General features: G+C 71.7%; 15 protein-coding genes. 9 read left to right on the top strand and 6 right to left on the bottom strand.

Annotation, left to right across the window (positions count from 1 at the left end; all coding sequences use genetic code 11):
* Window positions 1-21: 21 nt before the first annotated feature.
* Window positions 22-1,425, bottom strand: coding sequence for an ABC transporter substrate-binding protein (locus ACFCZF_RS23080; protein WP_376673251.1), 1,404 nt, complete (start codon window positions 1,423-1,425; stop codon window positions 22-24).
* Window positions 1,426-1,600: 175 nt separating this feature from the next.
* Here ACFCZF_RS23080 and ACFCZF_RS23075 point away from each other — a divergent pair, with 175 nt between their 5' ends.
* From ACFCZF_RS23075 to ACFCZF_RS23060, 4 genes are read left to right on the top strand one after another with little or no spacing between them, the layout of a single operon-like run.
* Window positions 1,601-2,647 carry a zinc-binding alcohol dehydrogenase gene (locus ACFCZF_RS23075; protein WP_376673281.1) on the top strand — a complete coding sequence of 349 codons (1,047 nt, stop codon included), beginning with the start codon at window positions 1,601-1,603 and terminating at the stop codon, window positions 2,645-2,647.
* A gap of 42 nt (window positions 2,648-2,689) precedes the next feature.
* Window positions 2,690-3,490, top strand: coding sequence for a sugar phosphate isomerase/epimerase family protein (locus ACFCZF_RS23070; RefSeq protein ID WP_376673250.1), 801 nt, complete (start codon window positions 2,690-2,692; stop codon window positions 3,488-3,490).
* Window positions 3,487-4,851, top strand: a complete 1,365-nt coding sequence (locus tag ACFCZF_RS23065; protein WP_376673249.1) for a trehalase family glycosidase — start codon at window positions 3,487-3,489, stop codon at window positions 4,849-4,851. The genes ACFCZF_RS23070 and ACFCZF_RS23065 overlap by 4 nt, the downstream gene beginning before the upstream one ends.
* A complete protein-coding gene (locus ACFCZF_RS23060; RefSeq protein WP_376673248.1) occupies window positions 4,848-6,833 on the top strand; it encodes a glycogen debranching N-terminal domain-containing protein in 1,986 nt (661 codons plus the stop codon). Before ACFCZF_RS23065 ends, ACFCZF_RS23060 begins: the two co-directional genes overlap by 4 nt.
* Window positions 6,834-6,892: 59 nt before the next feature.
* On the opposite strand, the gene ACFCZF_RS23055 is transcribed toward ACFCZF_RS23060, so the two are convergent.
* The 4 genes from ACFCZF_RS23055 to ACFCZF_RS23040 form a co-directional block, all read right to left on the bottom strand.
* Window positions 6,893-7,333: a hypothetical protein gene (locus ACFCZF_RS23055; protein ID WP_376673247.1), complete on the bottom strand. Its 441-nt coding sequence runs from the start codon at window positions 7,331-7,333 to the stop codon at window positions 6,893-6,895.
* A 76-nt stretch (window positions 7,334-7,409) separates the two neighbouring features.
* Window positions 7,410-8,078 carry a GntR family transcriptional regulator gene (locus ACFCZF_RS23050; protein WP_376673246.1) on the bottom strand — a complete coding sequence of 223 codons (669 nt, stop codon included), beginning with the start codon at window positions 8,076-8,078 and terminating at the stop codon, window positions 7,410-7,412.
* Between the two features lie 167 nt (window positions 8,079-8,245).
* Entirely contained in the window at window positions 8,246-8,971 is a 726-nt protein-coding gene (locus tag ACFCZF_RS23045; RefSeq protein ID WP_376673245.1) for an aspartate/glutamate racemase family protein, read from the bottom strand.
* A gap of 45 nt (window positions 8,972-9,016) precedes the next feature.
* The gene (locus ACFCZF_RS23040) at window positions 9,017-10,504 is read right to left on the bottom strand and encodes an NCS1 family nucleobase:cation symporter-1 (RefSeq protein ID WP_376673244.1); all 1,488 of its coding nucleotides are present in this window, start codon (window positions 10,502-10,504) and stop codon (window positions 9,017-9,019) included.
* A gap of 214 nt (window positions 10,505-10,718) precedes the next feature.
* Here ACFCZF_RS23040 and ACFCZF_RS23035 point away from each other — a divergent pair, with 214 nt between their 5' ends.
* Window positions 10,719-12,212, top strand: a complete 1,494-nt coding sequence (locus ACFCZF_RS23035; RefSeq protein ID WP_376673243.1) for a family 43 glycosylhydrolase — start codon at window positions 10,719-10,721, stop codon at window positions 12,210-12,212.
* Window positions 12,213-12,233: 21 nt separating this feature from the next.
* On the opposite strand, the gene ACFCZF_RS23030 is transcribed toward ACFCZF_RS23035, so the two are convergent.
* A complete protein-coding gene (locus ACFCZF_RS23030; protein WP_376673242.1) occupies window positions 12,234-13,289 on the bottom strand; it encodes a LacI family DNA-binding transcriptional regulator in 1,056 nt (351 codons plus the stop codon).
* A gap of 202 nt (window positions 13,290-13,491) precedes the next feature.
* Between ACFCZF_RS23030 and ACFCZF_RS23025 the strand changes: the two genes are divergently transcribed.
* From ACFCZF_RS23025 to ACFCZF_RS23010, 4 genes are all read left to right on the top strand, one after another.
* Window positions 13,492-14,865, top strand: coding sequence for an extracellular solute-binding protein (locus tag ACFCZF_RS23025; RefSeq protein WP_376673241.1), 1,374 nt, complete (start codon window positions 13,492-13,494; stop codon window positions 14,863-14,865).
* 21 nt (window positions 14,866-14,886) lie between these two features.
* Window positions 14,887-15,837 carry a carbohydrate ABC transporter permease gene (locus tag ACFCZF_RS23020; protein ID WP_376673240.1) on the top strand — a complete coding sequence of 317 codons (951 nt, stop codon included), beginning with the start codon at window positions 14,887-14,889 and terminating at the stop codon, window positions 15,835-15,837.
* Window positions 15,838-15,839: 2 nt separating this feature from the next.
* The gene (locus ACFCZF_RS23015; RefSeq protein ID WP_376673239.1) at window positions 15,840-16,739 is read left to right on the top strand and encodes a carbohydrate ABC transporter permease; all 900 of its coding nucleotides are present in this window, start codon (window positions 15,840-15,842) and stop codon (window positions 16,737-16,739) included.
* A 70-nt stretch (window positions 16,740-16,809) separates the two neighbouring features.
* Window positions 16,810-18,633: a glycoside hydrolase family 2 protein gene (locus tag ACFCZF_RS23010; protein ID WP_376673238.1), complete on the top strand. Its 1,824-nt coding sequence runs from the start codon at window positions 16,810-16,812 to the stop codon at window positions 18,631-18,633.
* Window positions 18,634-18,733 lie beyond the last annotated feature (100 nt).

The following is an 18,733-nucleotide window of genomic DNA, read 5'->3' as shown; positions in this document are numbered from 1 at the left end:
TCGTGACGTGCAGGCGGGCGGCTACTGCAGGGACTTCTTCAGGGCGGCGACCTCTTCGTCGGCGTCGCGTGCCGCCTCGGAGGGCGAGCTCTGGCCGCTGGTCATGGCGCCGATGGCCTTCGGTACGGGCAGTTCGCCGTTGGTGGCGCCGACGAGGGCTCCCTCGCCCTGGGTGATGCCCCAGCGGCGCAGGTTGCCGACGCCGTCGGCGAGCTGGTCGAGCAGGCTCTCGGGGAAGACCTCGTCGAGGGGCTTGCGGGTGTCGACGCCGATGTCGCTGTGGCGCCAGGCGTCGAGGTAGCGCTCGGGGTCGGCGGCCGTCCCCTTGCGGACCGGGATCTTGCCCTCGGGCGCCATGCCGAACCAGGACTCGTAGCCGGTGCCCATCATGTACTCGATGAACTCGCGGGACGCCGCGGTCTCGGCCGTCTTGGTGGTCACCCAGGACGTGATCTCGCCGAACTGGGCCGCCTCCTGGGCGTCTGGCCCCTTCATCGCGGTGACGATGCCGCTGTTGTCCGACAGGTACCGCGGGTCCTTCGCGCACTGGGGGCAGCTGGGCAGGGCGTCCCCCCGCAGGCCGGCGAGTTCGTCGAGCAGGAACGACGACCAGATGACCATGGAGGACCGGCCCGCGAAGTACGTCGCGCGGGTGGAGTCCACGGTCTGGGTGCCCGGCGCGCCGTAGGCGCGGGCGAGCTGGTCGTAGGTGCGGAAGGCGACCTCGCACTGCGGGGAGTCGAGGGCGACCTCGTGCCGGTCGTCGACCAGTTGGCAGTCGTTGGCCAGGGCGATGCTCTCGAAGCTCTGGGACGTGAAGGCGTCGCTGGGATCGGTGGCCGCGGAGATGCCGTCGTGGCCCTCGGTGGTCAGCGCCTTGGCGGCGGCCAGTGCCTTCGCGTACGTGTCGGGAGCGGGCAGGCCCTTCTGCCCGAACTGGTCCTTGCGGTACACCAGCAGCTGGAGCCAGGCGTCGGAGGGCACGCCGAGGCTGGTGGCGCCGTCGGAGGTCAGCTCCAGCGCGTTGGGGTTGAACGTGTCCCGGCCGAGTTCGCCGACGATCCGCTTCGGGATGTCGGTGTTCAGCAGGCCGTTGGTGTACATCTGCCAGACCTGGCCCATGGGGGCGGCGCCGATCACGTCGGGCAGCGTGCCCGACGCCGCCGCCGACATGATGAGCTGCGGCATTTGCTTCTCGTCGACCCCGACGAGTTTCACCTTGACGCCGCTCTTCTTCTCGAACCCGTCGATGACCTTCTGCGTCGCGGCGACGCGGTCGGGGAGGTTCTCCTGGGACCACACCGTGATCTCACGGTCCGGTTTGCCGGGCCCGGTGCTGCCCGCGCAGCCCGAGAGCAGCCCGATTCCCATGGCTGCCGTGACGCCGACCGCGGTCGTCCTCGACCGCAGGGTCCTGATGCGCATTGAGTGTCCTCGTTCCGGCTTACGTCTGCTCGTCACGCATCACAGCATTACTTTTGCTGGTTGACAAGACATAAGTTGCGGATATTGTCGACGCAGCCACTCAGTGGCCGCAGCACCGACCGCCTCAGCAACCCTTTCGGAGCCCTCCGTGTCATCCGTGTCGCCCGTGTCGCCCGTGGAGCGCGTCGTCCAGTTCACCGGCCCCCGCCAAGTGGAGGTCGCCGAGCACGTCAGGGCCGAACTGCCGCCCGGTCATCTGCGGGTCCGCACCCGCTACTCGGGCATCTCGGCCGGCACCGAACTGACCGCCTACCGCGGCACCAACCCGTATCTGACCCGGACCTGGGACCCGGAGGCGCGGCTCTTCCGCGACGGCGCACCCGGCATCGAGTACCCGGTGGCCGGCTGGGGCTACTCCGAGGTCGGCGAGGTCGTCGAGGTCTCCCCGGAACTCGCCGGCACCCCGGGCCTGCCGGTCCCCGGCGACCTGGTCTGGGGCATCTGGGGCCACCGCAGCGAGGGCATCGTCCCCGCCGAGCGCATGATCGGCCACACCCTGCCGACCGGGCTCGAACCGCTGGCCGGGGCCTTCGCCCGGGTCGGCGCCATCGCCTACAACGCCGTCCTGGCCGGCGACATCCACCTCGGCGAGGACGTCGCCGTGTTCGGCCAGGGCGTCATCGGCCTGCTCACCACCCGCCTCGCCCGGCTCAGCGGCGCCCGCGTCACCGCCGTCGACGCCCTCGACGGCCGCCTGGAGACCGCGAAGCGGTACGGCGCGCAGTACGCCCTCAACGCCCGCACCGACGCCGTCGCCGAACGCGTCCGCGAGGCCACCGGCGGCCTCGGCGCCGACCTCGCCATCGAGATCAGCGGCGCCTACCCGGCCCTGCACGAGGCGCTGCGCTCGGTCGCCGCCGGCGGCCGGGTGGTGGCCTCCGGCTTCTACCAGGGCGACGGCATCGGCCTGCGCCTCGGCGACGAGTTCCACCACAACCGGGTCCAGCTGATCTGCTCCCAGATCGGCGGCGTCCCGCCCCAGCTGTCGAACCGCTGGACCGTCGAACGCCTCCAGCAGACCTTCCTGCGCCTGGTCGCCGAGGGCCAGGTGGACGTCGACACCCTGGTGAGCCACGTCGTCCCCGTGGCCGACGCCGCCGACGCCTACGTACTGCTGGACGAGCGGCCCGCCGAGGCGCTGCAGGTCGTCCTGGAATTCTGAGACCCGGCTCCTCTGCGACCGGATTTTCCCGAAAGGCCCCCCATGCTCAAGACCGCCGTCCAGGAACAGCTGCTGCCCGGGGACACCCTCCAGGCCAAGTGGGACTTCGCCCGGCAGGCCGGCTACGACGCGATCGAACTGCGCGGCAAGGGCGACCTCCACTTCGCCGCCCGCCGCGACGAACTCCAGCAGGCCCGCGAGGACGGCGTCGTCATGCCGACCGTCTGCGTCGACATGCTGCACTTCCTCGGCGCCTTCGACGAGGACCTGCGCCGCGACGCCATCACCCAGATGAAGTCACAGCTCACCGTCATCGCCGAGATCGGCGGCACCGGCGCCCAGACCCCCGCCTCGTACGGCATGTTCTCCCGCCGCCTGCCCCCCTTCGAGCCGCCGCGCACCGAGGAGGAGGACCGCGAGGTGCTCCTCGCCGGACTCACCGAACTCGGCGAGCACGCCCGCCGCGAGGGCGTCACGCTCTTCCTGGAGCCGCTCAACCGCTACGAGGACCACATGGTCAACCGGCTCGAACAGGCCGCCGACCTGATCCGCGCCGTCGGCCTGGACTCGGTCCGGATCGGCATCGACAGCTACCACATGAACATCGAGGAGACCGACCCCGCCGCCGCGATCCTCGCCCACGCCGACGTCATCGGCCACGCCCAGGTCTCCGACTCCAACCGCTTCCAGCCCGGCGCCGGACACCTCGACTGGCCCGCCTGGCTCGGCGCCCTGCACACCATCGGCTACGACGGCCACCTCGCCCTCGAATGCCGGCTGACCGGCGACCCCGTCGAGGCCGTGCGCTCCGTCCCCGCGTTCCTCGCGAGGTCCGGCGCGTGAAGTCCTCCCTGGAGCTCCTGGACCGGCCCGCGCCCACCGCGCCCGCGGACCTGACCCTGCGGCGCGGTGCGGCGCGGGTCCTCATCGACAACTGGACCGGCACCTCCACCGTCCCCTCCCGCACCCTCTACCCCCACCAGTGGAGCTGGGACTCCGCCTTCGTCGCCATCGGACTGCGCCATCTCTCGGTGCGCCGCGCGCAGCGGGAACTGGAGTCCCTGCTGGCCGCGCAGTGGGCCGACGGGCGCGTGCCGCACATCGTCTTCAACCCCGCCCTGCCCCACGACGCCTACTTCCCGAGCCCCGACTTCTGGCAGTCCTCCCGGGCCGGCCGCGCCGCGGGCGCACCGCCCACCGCCGAGACCTCCGGCATCGTCCAGCCGCCGGTGCACGCCCTGGCGGCCTGGCTCGTGCACCGGGCCGACCCGGCGGAGTCACGGCGCCGCGGCTTCCTCGCGCGCGTCCACCCCCGGCTCACCGCCTGGCACGACTACCTCCGCACCCGCCGCGACCTCGGCGGCGGGGGCCTCGCGGCCGTCGTCCACCCCTGGGAACCCGGCATGGACAACAGCCCCTGCTGGGACCGGGCCCTCCAGCGCGTCGAACCCAGCCCGCCCGATTCCTTCCGGCGCGCCGACCTCGACCACGGCCACCCCGCCGACCGGCCCACCGACCTCGACTACGGCCGGTACGTCCGGCTGGCCACCGAGTACCGGGAAGCCGGCTACGACGACCGCGTCGTGCGGCACCGGTTCGCCGTGGAGGACCCGTGCTTCAACGCGCTGCTGGCCGTGAGCGAACTCGCCCTGGCCGCCATGGCGCGCGAACTGGGCCTGCCGGGGCAGCGGCACACCGAGCGGGCCGCCGAGCTGACCCGGGCGCTGGTGGACCGGCTCTGGGACGAGGAGGCCGGCCTGTTCCGCGCGCGCGACCTGCGCACCGACACGCCGGTCGACGAGGGGAGCGTCAGCGGACTGATCCCGCTCCTCGTGCCGCACCTGCCGCGGGACGTCGTACGGCGCCTGCACGCCACGCTCACCGGTCCGTGCTTCGCCGCCCCGGCCACGAGCCTGGTCCCGAGCTACGACCTGACCGGCCACGCCTTCGACCCCACCCGGTACTGGCGCGGACCGGCCTGGTTCAACACGGCCTGGCTGATCGAGCGAGGGCTGCGCACCCACGGCCTCCAGCAGGACGCCGAACGCCTGCGCGCCGACTTCCTCGCCCGGGCCGGACGCTCCGGATTCGCCGAGTACGTCGACCCGTCCACCGGGGAGGCCCGCGGCACCCGGCACTTCTCCTGGACCGCCGCCCTCACCCTCGACCTGCTGAGCGCCGACCCGAAGGAGCCCACGCCGTGACCGCGGCCGACCCCCGCGTCCAGCTGGTGCGCGACGCCACCTTCGTCCGGCTCGGCACCGACGGGGAGATCAGCGGCACCCGCGGGTCGACGCCCGACGGGCTGTTCTTCCAGGACGCCCGACACCTCAGCCGGTGGCGACTCACCGTCGACGGCGGCGCGCCCGCCGCCCTGGTGCCCGCCACGGCGGACAGCGACGACACGGCCGCCTGCGTACTGACCCCCGAAGGCACCCGGGACGACCCGCCCGCGTACACCGTCTTCCGGCGGCAGAGCGTCACCGCGGGCACGTTCACCGAACACCTGAGTCTGATCAGCAACCGCCCCGGCCCCGTGACCGCCCGCCTCGTCCTCGCCGTCGACGCCGACTTCGCCGACCTCTTCGAACTCCGCGCCGACGACCGTCACTACGCCAAGCCCGGCGCGGAGCACGGGACCCGCGAGACCGCGGACGGGCTGCTCCTCACCTACCGGCGAGCCGACTGGCACGCCCGGACCGAGATCGTCTGCCGTCCCGCCCCGGACTCGGTCGACGCCCCGGAGGCCGAACCGGGTTCCACCACGCGGACGTTCACCTGGCATCTGCCGCTCGACGCGCACGGCCGGGCCGACCTGCGCCTGACCGTCCGCGCCCACCCGCACGGACGCACCGTGCCCGCCGTTGCCGTTGCCGCTGCCGCTGCCGCTGTGGCCGGCGCTGCCGAACAGCGTCCGAACCGGCAGGAACCGACGACGGACGCGTCGGGCGCGACGGACTCGACGGACGCGACGGACGACCTGACGCTCACCGTCGAGCGCGGTCTCGCCGACATCGACCTGCTGACCATCCCGGTCCCCGGCGTCGACGGCGAGGACGTGCGCGTCCCGGCCGCCGGCATCCCGTGGTTCCTCACCCTGTTCGGCCGCGACTCACTGCTGACGTCGTACTTCCTCCTGCCGTACCGGCCCGCGACGGCGGCCGCCGTCCTGAGCGCGCTCGCCGCCACCCAGGGGCAGCGCCACGACGCCTTCAGCGGCGAGCAGCCCGGACGCATCGTCCACGAGACCCGGCACGGCGAACTCGCCCACTTCCGGCAGGTCCCGTACGGCCGGTACTACGGCGCCGTGGACGCCACGCCGCTCTTCCTCGTCCTGCTCCACGCCCACCACGAGGCGACCGGCGACCGCTCCCTGGCCCAACGTCTGGAGCGGCACGCCCGGAAGGCGGTCGACTGGATGCTCACCGACGGCGGCCTGGAGAAGCACGGCTACCTCGTGTACACCCCCGACCCGGGCGGGCTGGTCAACCAGAACTGGAAGGACTCCGCGGGCGCCATCTGCTTTCGCGACGGCACCCAGGCCCAGGGGCCCATCGCGGTGTCGGAAGCGCAGGGTTACGCCTATGACGCGCTCCTGCGCACGGCCGGGCTCGCCGAGGACATCTGGCGGGACGAGCCCTACGCGCGTCGGCTCCGCGAGACCGCCGCCCGGCTGCGGGACCGCTTCACGGCGGACTTCTGGATGCCGGAGGCGGACTTCCCGGCCCTCGCCCTGGACGGCGCCGGCCGCCAGGTCGACGCGCTGGCCTCGGACGCCGGGCACCTGTTGTGGTCGGGCATCCTCGACCCGGAGCGCTCCCGCCGGGTGGGACGACGGCTGCTGGAGCCGGACTTCTTCTCCGGCTGGGCGATCCGGACCCTCGCCGCGGGACAGCGGCCGTACCACCCGCTGTCGTACCACCGGGGCAGCGCCTGGCCGCACGACAACGCGGTCATCGCCCTGGGCCTGGCCCGCCAGAGGCTCACGGCCGAGGTGCGCACCGTCGCCGAGGGCCTCGTCGCGGCGGCGGCCCACCACGGCCACCGGCTGCCCGAGGTCCTCGCCGGCTACGACCGCTCGGCGACCGCCGGACCGGTCCCGTATCCCCACTCCTGCTCACCCCAGGCCTGGGCGGCCGCCACCCCGTTGGCCCTGCGGACGGCACTGGAGCAGGAATGGCGGTAGCAGCCCGGCCGACCGGCACGGTGTCGTCGGCGTGGGCGATCCCCGCGAGCGGGGACGTACTACTGCGGGGTCGTGCGGGCCCGGTCGTGTTCCGACGTGCCGACGTGATGGCGGCAGCCCGCGTCGTGCCGTGTGCCCAGAGAGGTCCACCACCGCTCGCAGCAGTCGTCGCGGAGAGGGGCGCGGGCGGCAGCGGGGCGGGTGCACTCCGGGCCGTGCACGGCCCCGTCGGAGTGCTGCCAGAACACGCAGCAGGGTTTCAGCGCTGCGGCGAGCGGCTGCTGCCGGCTGGGGCGGGTCAGCCGCTCGGCGCGCTGCGCCCGCGCGACCCGCAGCCGGTGCTCCGTCCGGGCGCGGGCGGCACACCAGGCGAACACGGCGGCGGCGTACAGGCCGGGCAGGGCGAGCCAGGGGTGGTGGGTGGCCGCGTATCCGGCCGCCGCGAGAAGGAGGGCGGCGGCGGCACGGCACGCGCGGGCGGTGCGCAGGCTCGGCGTCACAGGGAACTCCCGTTGGTCGGCGAAGGAGAGGGCCTCGGGACATCCGTATGCCCGCTGTTCGCCGCCGAAAGCCGCGCTAAGGCTGTCCGTTCTCCTGCTCCCGTTCCCGCGCGTGGTGGCCCAGGGCCGCGCTGCGGCTCGTCGCCAGGTGATGCAGGACGAGCGCCTGTACGCGCTCGACGTCGCGCTCCGCGATGGCCTGGTAGAGAGCCTCGTGTTCCATCGCCACGGCCAGCAGGTCGTCGTGCTGGCCCATGAGCCACCGCAGCCGGCTGCGCAGGACGCGCTCGAGTTCGTTGAGAAGCTCGTTGGCGGCCAGGGAGATGACCGTCTGGTGGAAGTCGGCCGCTGCCCGGCGGGCCCGCACCGCGTCGTCCGCGCGGGCCGCCTCCAGCTCGGCGTCCACCGTCGCGCGGAGGTTCTCCAGCCCGGAACGCGTGTGCCGCTGGGCCGCGAGCCGGAACGCCAGGGTCTCCAGGCCCGAGCGGACCTCGTCGAGATCGGCGATGTCGCTCGTGGTGAACTCCCGCACCACCGCCCAGGACCGCGGTCGAGGCGTCACCAGGCCCTCGGACACCAGCGTCTTGAGGGCCTCCCGGACGGGCAGCCGGCTCACGCCGAGCGCCTCGGCCAGCTCCCGTTCCACCAGGCGGCTGCCCGGCCGCCGCGCACCGTCGACGATCTCGTCGCGCAACTGCCGCGTGACCCGCTCGGACTCGGGCGTGAAGCCCTCTGACGCAGCCATCGCCGTCCTTCGTCTGTCTTCCCGTTCCGAGGCGCGCCGACCGCGCCGGTGCGGGGCGTCGGTCGGGCGGCCCGTCAGAATACCCCGCGGCCGGTGAGGCCGGTGTGGCCGGTGTGCGGCCGCCCACCGGGGCGCGGGGCAGGGGGAGAGGGACGGGGCTCGCGGTTTCAGCCCGCCCTCGGGGGCCAGTTGACGATCTGCTTGGGGCGCGGTCGCGCGTAGGTGCGCACCTTGGACGTGGACAGGCCGAGCCGGACCAGTGACTCGGCGATCGTCACCGCGGCGGCGACCCCGTCGACCACGGGGACACCGGTACGTTCCACCACGCGTTCGGCGAGGCCGGCCATGCCTCCGCAGCCGAGGCAGATCACCTCCGCCCGGTCCTCCTCGACCGCGCGGGCGGCCTGCTCGGTGATGGCGTCCACGGCGGCCTGTTCGTCCCGTTCCAGTTCCAGTACGGGGAGTCCGCTGGCGCGCACGGAGGCGCACCTGGCGCTCAGTCCTGCCACCTCCAGCCGCTCCTCGATCAGGGGGACCGTGCGGTCGAGGGTGGTGACGACGGAGTAGCGGCGGCCCAGGAACTGGGCGGTGCTCGCCGCGGCCTCGGTGATGTCGACGACGGGGACGTCGAGCAGTTCCTGAAGACCCTCCCGGCCGTGTTCGCCGTACCCGGCCTGGATCACCGCGTCGAACGGCTCCGGGTGGGCGCGGACGGTCTCCATGACGGCGATCGCGGCGAGGTAACTCTCGTAGTTCCCCTCCACGGACTCCGCGCCGAATGCGGGCGTCAGGGGAACGATCTCGGTGCCGGGGGAGGCCGCGCCGGCCGCCTGCTTGCCGATCGCGTCGGTGATGGACTGCGTGGTGTTGACGTTGACCACGAGGATGCGCATGGGCGGGCCTTCTGCTCGGGTGGGGTGTGGCGCGGCGACGGCGAGCTATTCCGCGGCGACGGCGATGGTCTCGCCGTCCACGTCGCGGATCGGCGAGGCACGGTCGGCGATGAGCGCGTACAGCGCGGCGGCGATGATCGCGCCGACGAACCAGGAGAACCCGGCCGCGGCGTGGAACCAGGGCACCAGGGCGACGACGACGGCGATGGCGGCGCTCGGCACGAAGGCGGCGACGGCCCGCGGGTTGTAGCCGCGGCGGTAGTGGTACTCGGCGCCCGCTTCCTCGGTGTAGAGGGCCGGGACGTTCACACGGGACTTCCGCAGCAGCCAGTAGTCGGCCATGATCACGCCGAAGAGGGGGCCGAGCAGGGCGCCCAGCCCGCCGAGGAAGTAGTTGACGACGACCGGGCTGTTGTAGAGGTTCCAGGGTGTGATCACCAGGCCCAGGATCGCGCTCACGAGGCCGGCCCGGCGGAAGTCGAGCCGGTGCGGGAAGAGGTCGACCAGGGCGTAGATCGGTGCCACGAAGTTGGCCAGCAGGTTCACCGCCACGGTCAGGGCGATGAGGGCGAGCGAGGCGACGGCCAGCAGGAACATGTTGGGGACGGTCCTGACGATGTCCGTCGGGCTGGTGATGACATGCCCGTCGAGAGAGAACTGGGCTCCGCTGAGGACCGCCACGATGACGGCGAAGAAGAGCATGTTCACGGGAATGCCGATCACGTTCCCGCGGACGATGGAGCCGCGGCTCCTCGCGGACCGGGTGAAGTCGCAGAAGTTCAGGACGAACGTCCCGTAGATCACGACCCACAGGGCGGCGGCCTCCAGCACCTGGAGCCACATCGCGCCGCCGGTGAGCGGCGCGCCGTTGGAGAGGCTGACCGAGCCGTCCGCCCGGACGAACATCCACACCGCGAGGGCACACATGGTGAGCAGCGTGGTGGGCGCCGCGAAGGCCATGTACCGGCGGATCATCTGCATCCCGTAGCTCACGATGACCACTTGCAGGGCCCACAGGACCAGGAAGGTGATCCAGCCGAGCGTCGACTGGCCGAGCAGGGAGTTCGTGTCCAGGCGGGCGAGGCCGGGGAACATCGCCACCAGCAGGGTGCTCAGCACCGCGGAGGCGAGATAAGTCTGGATACCAAACCAGGCGATGGCGACGGCGCCTCGAACGGCGGCCGGGAGCTTCGCTCCTTTGATGCCGAACGCGATGCGGCTCATCACGGGGAACGGGACGCCCGTCTTGTGTCCCATGAACCCGGACAGCGTCAGCAGCAGGAAGAGCAGGGCCGACGCGAGCGCGAAGGCGGCGAGGATGCCCCACACGTTCAGTCCGAGGGCGAACAGTCCGATGGCGAACGCGTAATTGCCAAGGCTGTGCACGTCGTTGGCCCACAGCGTGAAGACGTTGTAGGCGCCCCAGCGGCGCCCTTCCCGCTTCGTCGGGGCCAGGTCGTACGTGTAGAGATCCGAGCTGGGGGCGGTGTCGCCGGCCTCCGCGGGCGAGCGGCGGTCTTCCAGGGCAGTCATACGGGACTCCTGGTATCAGGTGCGGGGAGTTGGAGAGTTCCACAAAGCGGAAGCGGCGTTCCGATGAACAGAACGTAGTTTTCGCCAAACGACACCGTCAAGAGGTGTGCGGCAAATGGAATACCATTTTTGGGCTGTTGACAGAGGGTCGAGTCGTCCCTAGCCTGACGCCCCGCCATTACATCGATGTAAAGAGCTGCGGAAAGGACCCCCCGTGCCTCCCAGCCCCAACCCCTCACAACACCGCCGCGCCCGACTGGGCCTCCTCGTCACGGCCCTCCTCGGGCTCGTCGTGGGCCTGTTGCCCGCGCTCACCGCACCGGCGACCGCGGCGTCGCCCTCGCCTTCACCCGCACCGCGCGCCGCCACCGCGGCGGCCGGCACGTTCCGCAACCCGCTCAACAGCGGGCCGGACCCGTACATGACGCACTGGAAAGGGAACTACTACCTCACCACCACCCAGGGCGACAGCATCAAGATGTGGCGCTCCCCGTCCCTGGGCACCCTGGCGACCGCCGACCCGGTCACCGTGTGGACGGACTCCGACCCGTCCCGCAACCGCAACATCTGGGCCCCGGAGTTCTACCGCTTCGGCGACCGCTGGTACCTGTACTACACGGCCGACGACGGCGTGGACGACCACCACCGGCTGTACGTCCTGGAGTCGGAGCGCGACGACCCGGCCGGCCCGTACCACTTCAAGGCGAAGCTCGCCCCGCCCAACCACGGAGACGACTTCGCCATCGACGCGGGCATCCTCCAGCTGGGCGGCCGGCTCTACCTCGCGTACAGCGGCATCAACCAGTACCAGCACAACGGCATCAACATCGCCCCGATGTCCGACCCGTACACCGTCTCGGGCGACGCCGTCGCCATCGACGCGGCCGGTGGATGCCCCGAGGTGCGGGAAGGCCCGGAGTTCCTCTACCGGGGCGGCCGGGTCTGGATGACGTACTCCACCTGCGACACGGGCAAGCCGGACTACCAGGTCTGGATGATGTCGATGCCGCTCGACGCCGACCCGCTCGTGCCGGGCAACTGGCGACAGCACCAGGGCCCGGTGTTCTCGCGGGCCGACGACCGGGGCGTGTTCGGGCCCGGCCACCACGCCTTCTTCAAGTCCCCGGACGGCACGGAGGACTGGATCGTCTACCACGCCAAGACCACGTCCGTGAACACCTACAGCAACCGCACGACCCGGGCCCAGAAGTTCACCTGGCGGGCCGACGGCAGCCCCGACTTCGGCCGCCCGCTCGCGATGGGGGCCACCCAGGACCTGCCCTCCGGCGACCCCGGGTCCGGCAACTACTGGATCAACGACGACGGCCGCTCCAGCGGCCCCGGCGGTGTCACCTACGGCGGTGCCTGGAACTCCGGCACGGGCTGCGCCACGCAGTGCTTCTGGAGCGACGACCACTGGAGCGACCGCGCCGGCGCCACGGCCACCTTCTCCTTCACCGGCACCCGCATCGCCCTGCTCTCCGTGAAGGACACGGGCAACGGCTACGCGGCCGTCAGCGTCGACGGCGGCCCCGAGCAGCGGGTGGACTTCCACAACCCGATCCGCGTCGGCGAGGCGGTGCAGTACGTCAGTCCGCGGCTCGCGTACGGCGAGCACACCCTGCGCGTCAGGGTGACGGGAGAGCACAACTCCCAGTCCGGGGCGTCCTTCGTGAGCGTCGACCGCGCCGAGGTCTACGTGAACTGACGCCCCCGGCCGACCGCCCCCTCAGCGCCGCTCGTGGCCCTCCGTGCTCTCCCTCAGGACGAGCCGGTGGGCCACGATGCGGTCCTGGGGCGACAGCACACCGGGGTCGGCGCCGTCACGCACGCCGCCCGGTGCCGTCGCCTCCTCGATGCGGCGCTGGAGCAGTTGCACGGCGACCTTGGCCACCGCCGCCTTGTCGGGGGCCACCGTGCTCAGCGTCGGTACGCTGTAACGCCCGCCCTCCACGTCGTCGAAGCCGATGACGGCGACGTCCTCGGGCACCTTGACGCCGTGCTCGTGCAGGGCACGCAACGCGCCCAGCGCCAGCTGGTCGTTGAGACAGAGCAGTGCGTCGGGCCGCGCGCCGTCCCGCAGCGCCCGCGCCACGGCCTCGGCGCCGTCCGGCATCCGGAAGGAGTCGACCGGCAGCAGGGCGGCCGGATCGTAGGCGATGCCCGCTTCCGACAGGGCGGCACGGTAGCCGCGGGTGCGGGCCTCGGCCGTCCCCAGGCCCGAGTCGTCGCGCCCGCCGACGGCGAGGACGCGGCGCCGCCCCAGACCGATCAGGTGGTTCGTCGCCTCGCGCGCGGCACTCTCGTTGTCGATGGCCACGTGGTCGGCGCCCTCCTCCAGCAGCTCCCCGAGCAGCACGGTGGGCGGGGCGCCCGCACGATCGCGCAGGTCGTCCGCGGTCAGGGCGAGCGGGCTCAGGATGATCCCGTCCACGAAGGCGGAGCCGAAACCGGCCAGCGCCGCCAGCTCATGGTCGCGATCCGCCCCGGACTGATGGATCAGCACGGTCAGGGAGCACTGCTCGGCCTCGCGGATCACATGCCGGGCCAGCTCGGCGAAGTACGGGATGTCCAGTTCGGGAACGACGAGGGCGATGATGCCGGTGCGGCCCCTGCGCAGGTGACGCCCGGCCAGGTTCACCCGGTAGCCGAGCTGTTCGATGGCCTCGCGCACCACCTGCCTGGTCCGGTCGGAGACGTGGGCGTAGTCGTTGATGACATTGGACACCGTCTTCTCCGACACGCCGGCACGACGTGCGACGTCCTTGATCCTGGGCCGTGCCACCGAGACCTCCCTGCCTCTCACGCGAGAGCCGAGTCTATGTCCGGCACCGCACGGGCCCGAGCGCAGGTCGGAGTGGCGCCCCGGCGTGACTCCCCTCGCACCGTCGCCACTGCCCATCTCCGGGTCTCAGCTCTTTACAGCCAATGTACATCGATGTAAAAACTAGCCACCGCATCAGCGTCCGGCCGTCGAAAGGTCCGCGATGAGTTCCCGTTTGCCTGCCCAGGGGGTGCCGGCCGCGTCCGACCCGGTACGCCGCCTCAGCCGCCGTCGGCTCCTGCGTCACACCATGGCCGGAGCGGGAGCCCTGCTCGCCGCGGGCCCGCTGTCCGGCTGCGCCTCACCGGCCTCCGCCTCGGGCGCGTCCGCGCTGAGCGTCTGGGACCTGTTCCAGGGCGGCGACGGCATGCTGATGGACGAGATGATCGAGGCCGTGTCCAAGGGGGCCGCGGGCGCGGAGGGCTTCGAGGTCGACCGCACGATCCTGGACTGGGGCCCGTCCTACTACACCAAACTCGCCATGTCGGCCGCCGGCGGCCGGGCCTCCGACGTGGCCGCCATGCATCTGTCCCGGCTGGCGGGCTACGCGCCCGGCGGCCTGGTGGACGCCTTCGACCTGGACCTGCTGGCCGAGTTCGGCGTCACGCGGAAGGACTTCACGCCGGCCGTCTGGTCGCGGACGCAGCACGAGGGAACGGTCTACGCGATCCCGCTCGACGTCCACCCGTTCATCGTCTTCTACGACAAGGAGGCCGCGGACACCGCCGGTCTCCTGGACTCCTCGGGGGAGCTGGCTCCGATGGGCTCGCCCGAGGCGCTGCTGGACGCGGGCAAGGCCCTCGCCGAGGCGACCGGGGAGTCGGGCATCCTCTTCGGCCACGTCACCGACACGGCACAGAACTGGCGCCTGTTCGCCGGCCTCTACGCGCAGACCGGTGCCGAGTTCACCCTGCCGGACGGGGGACCTCCACAGATCGACACCGACGCCGCCGTACGCGTCGTGACGTTGATGAAGCAGCTCTTCGACGGCCGGACCAACCCCAACAACCTGGACTACAACGGCGCGCTGGCCGCCTTCACGGGCGGCCGCGGCGGCATGGCCATGCTCGGGGAGTGGGAGCTGCCGACGCTGAAGCAGTCCGGCATCCCCCTGGGAGCCGCCCCCTTCCCCCAGGTCTTCGACAAGCCGGCCGTCTACACCGACAGCCACAGCTTCGTCCTCCCGCACCAGGAGGACCCCGACCCGGCGCGGCGACGCGAGGCCCACCGGTATGTCGCGGAGATCCTCAAACAGAGCCTCACCTGGGCGAGCGCCGGCCACATCCCCGCCTATCAGCCCGTGCTCGCGGAACCGGAGTACGCGGCCCTCGACCCGCAGTCCTCCTACGCGGACGCCGCGAAGGTGGCGGTGCTCGACCCGCCCAACTGGTTCGTCGGCGCCGGTTCGAACTTCCAGAACCGGATGTGTCAGCCGCTCCAGTCGGCGCTGCTGGGCAACACGTCCGCCGAGAAGGCGGTACGTCAGATGGTCCGCGAGGCGGACGCGCTGCTGCGGCAGCCCAACCCGGTGGCCTGACCAGCAGAAGGAGTGACCGACGTGACCACCACCGCACCTCCCGGCGCCGAGGCGCAGACCGACCCGCCCGCCGTGCGCACCGGCGGCCGTGGCCGAGCCGTCCTGCGCCGCATACGCACCACCCCCAGTACCGGGTTCGTCTTCGTCCTGCCGTTCCTGCTCGTCTTCGGCCTCTTCATGGTGTGGCCCATCGTGCAAGGGCTGTGGATGAGCTTCACCGACACCTCGCTCGCCCTGCGCGACACGAGCTTCGTCGGCTTCGACAACTACGCCGAGGCGTTCGGCGACCCGGACGTCTGGAGCAGCCTCGGCAACACGGTCTTCTTCACCGTCATCTCCAGCGTGCCGCTGGTGCTGGTCGCGCTGGCGATGGCGCTGCTGGTGCACAGCGGGCTCGCCGGGCAGTGGGCGTGGCGACTGGCGTTCTTCGCCCCCTACCTGCTGCCCGTGACCGTGGTGACCCTCATCTGGACCTGGCTCTACCAGCCCGAACTGGGCCTCGGCAACCAGCTCCTCACCACGCTCGGCTTCGACTCCGTCGGCTGGCTGTCCGACGAGTCCGTCGCCATGTGGTCCGTCGCCGCCCTCACCGTCTGGTGGACGGTCGGCTTCAACTTCCTGCTCTACCTCGCCGCGCTCCAGTCCCTGCCCTCGACCTTCGACGAGGCGGCGGCACTCGACGGCGCCGGGGCGTGGCGGCGCCTGTGGTCGATCACCCTGCCGCAACTGCGCAGGACCACCGGGCTGGTGGCCATGCTCCAGGTCCTCGCGTCGCTCAAGGTGTTCGACCAGATCTACATCCTCACCAAGGGCGGCCCCAACGGCTCGACCCGCCCCGTCCTCGAGTACGTCTACGACGTGGGCTTCACCGGCTACCGGCTCGGCTACGCCTCCGCCATCTCCTACCTCTTCTTCGCGCTCGTCATCGTCGTCTCGCTCGTGCAGCTCCGCCTCTTCCGCCAGGAGGACTGACCGTGTCCGCAACCGCCACCACCGTCCGCACACGGCGCCGTCCACCTCGTGAAGCGGCCGGCTCCCCTCTGCTCCTCGGCCACGGCCGGCTGCCCCGCGTCCTGGCCGGGACGGCGCTGGCCGTCCTGGCGGTCGTCTGGCTGGTGCCGTTCCTGTGGGCGATCGTCACCTCGGCGCAGAGCGAGAAGGACGTCGCCGCGCCCGGCCTCTCGCCGTTCAAGGGCGCCTTCACCCTGGACGCCTACCAGCAGATCCTGGAACGCGGGAACGTCACCGTCTGGGCCTTCAACAGCTTTCTGATCGCCGCACTGGTCACACTGATCACGGTCGTGGTCTCCACGCTCGCGGCGTACGGCTTCTCGCGCGGCACGTTCCGCGGCCGCCGGGCGCTGCTCGCCGTCACCGTCGCCGCCATCATGATCCCGCCGCAGCTGCTCGTCGTGCCGCTGTTCGAGCAGATGCTCCTCTTCAACCTCGTCGACACCTACGCGGCGGTCATCCTGCCCCAGGTCGTCGCGCCGATGATGGTGTTCATCCTCAAGCGGTTCTTCGACGGCATCCCCAAGGAGCTGGAGGAGGCGGCCCGGATCGACGGTGCCTCCGAGTTCCGGGTCTTCCGGTCGATCGTGCTGCCGCTCTCGCGGCCGATCGTGGCCGCGGTGGCGATCTTCGTCTTCATCGGCGCGTGGAACAACTTCATGTGGCCGTTCATCGTCACCAACGACCCGGACCTGATGACCCTCCCGGTGGGCCTGGCCACCGTGAAGGACGCCTACGGCATCCAGTACGCGCAGTCCATGGCCTCCGCCCTGCTGGCTGCGCTGCCGCTGATCGTGGTCTTCCTCCTCTTCCAGCGCCGCATCGTCAACTCCGTCGCCACCACCGGCCTCGGCGGTTCCTGAACCACACCCCCACAGCTGTACACACGGGCCCGGCATCACCGCGCCGGCCCACCGATCGACTGGAGCATGTGTGCCCACTCACTCCGCACCGCGCCCGGAGTACCCGCGACCGCAGTTCGTGCGCCGCGACTGGCTCAACCTGAACGGCGCCTGGCGGTTCGAGACCGACCGAGGCGACAGCGGACTCGAACGCGGCCTCCTCGACCGCGAGCTGCGCGACGAGATCCTCGTCCCCTTCCCGCCCGAGTCCGAGCTGTCCGGCATCGGGGACACCGACTTCCTGGAGGCCGTCTGGTACCGGCGCGTCCTCACCCTGCCGGCGGCCTGGGCCGGACGCCGCGTACTGCTGCACTTCGGCGCCGTCGACTACGACACCACCGTGTGGGCGGACGGCAAGGAGGTCGCCCGGCACCGCGGCGGCTTCACCCCCTTCACCGCCGACCTCGGCGACATCGCCGGGGCGGGGGAGGAGGTCGTCGTCACCGTCCGGGCCCGCGACCCCAGGTCCGGTCCGCAGGCGCGCGGCAAGCAGGCCGTGCGGTACGCCAACCACGACTGCAACTACACCCGGGTGACCGGCATCTGGCAGACCGTCTGGCTGGAGCCCGTCCCCGAACTCCACCTGCGCCGCCCCCGGATCACCCCGGACCTGGCCGGCTCGGCCTTCCACCTCGAACTGCCCCTGTCCGGCAACCGGCCCGGCCACCGGGTACGCGCCGTCCTCGGCGACGCCGACGGCGAGGTGAGCCGCGCCGAGGCCCGCGCCGACCTGGACCTCGCCCCGCGCCTCCACCTGCCGGTGCCGGACGACCGGCGACGGGAGTGGAGCCCCGACGACCCGCACCTGTACGACCTGCGCCTCGAACTCCTCGACGCCACCGGACAGGTCGTCGACAGCGCGGAGAGCTACGCCGGGCTGCGCGCCGTGGGCCTGCGCGGCAAGGCCGTCACCCTCAACGGACGCCCGCTCTTCCAGCGCCTCGTCCTCGACCAGGGCTGGTACCCGGACGGGCTGATGACCGCCCCGACCGACGAGGCACTGGTCCGGGACATCGAGCTGGCCATGGAGGCCGGCTTCAACGGAGCCCGGCTGCACCAGAAGGTCTTCGAGGAGCGCTTCCTGTACCACGCCGACCGCCTCGGCTACCTGGTCTGGGGCGAGTTCGGCGACTGGGGCTGCGAGACGGGCGGCTCCTCGGGCGACAACCAGCAGCCCGACGCCTCCTACGTCGGCCAGTGGCTGGAGGCCCTCGAACGCGACTACTCGCACCCCTCGATCATCGGCTGGTGCCCGCTCAACGAGACCTACCAGAAGCTGCACGACCGCATCACCCAGCTCGACGCCGTCACCCGGGCGATGTTCCTGGCCACCAAGGCCATGGACACCACCCGGCCGGTCATCGACGCCTCCGGCTACGCCCACCGGGTCGCCGAGACCGACATCTACGACTCCCACAACTACGAGCAGGACCCGGCGGCCTTCCGCCGGCTGATGTCGGGCCTCGCGAAGGACGCCCCCTTCGTCAACGCCTACGACAACGGCGCCCCCTACTCGCAGCCCTACCGCGGCCAGCCGTACTTCGTCAGCGAGTTCGGCGGCATCTGGTGGGACCCGGAGGCGGCCGCCGACCGCTCCGGCGAGGACCGCACCGAGTCCTGGGGCTACGGGGAACGGGTCCGTAACGAGGACGAGTTCCACGAACGGTTCAGCGGCCTGACCGAGGTGCTGCTGGGCGACCCTGACATGTTCGGCTACTGCTATACCCAGTTGACCGACGTCTTCCAGGAGCAGAACGGCATCTACCGGTTCGACCGCGGGCTGAAACTCGACGTCGGACGCATCCGTGCCGCGCAGCTGCGCCCGGCCGCGATCGAGGAGCAGGACCCGGCATAGCGGGACCCGGGGGCAGAAGAGAACGGACCCCACACCCCCGACCCCCCTGCCCGGGTGGGCGAGGGGGAAGTGTTCCCTATTGCCAACGCTTTCCGCCACC

Source organism: Streptomyces sp. NPDC056296, assembly GCF_042268605.1.
In the GTDB taxonomy this organism is placed as follows: domain Bacteria; phylum Actinomycetota; class Actinomycetes; order Streptomycetales; family Streptomycetaceae; genus Streptomyces.
Note: the sequence above shows the minus strand (reverse complement) of the source record. Positions and strands in the feature narration are given on the sequence as shown.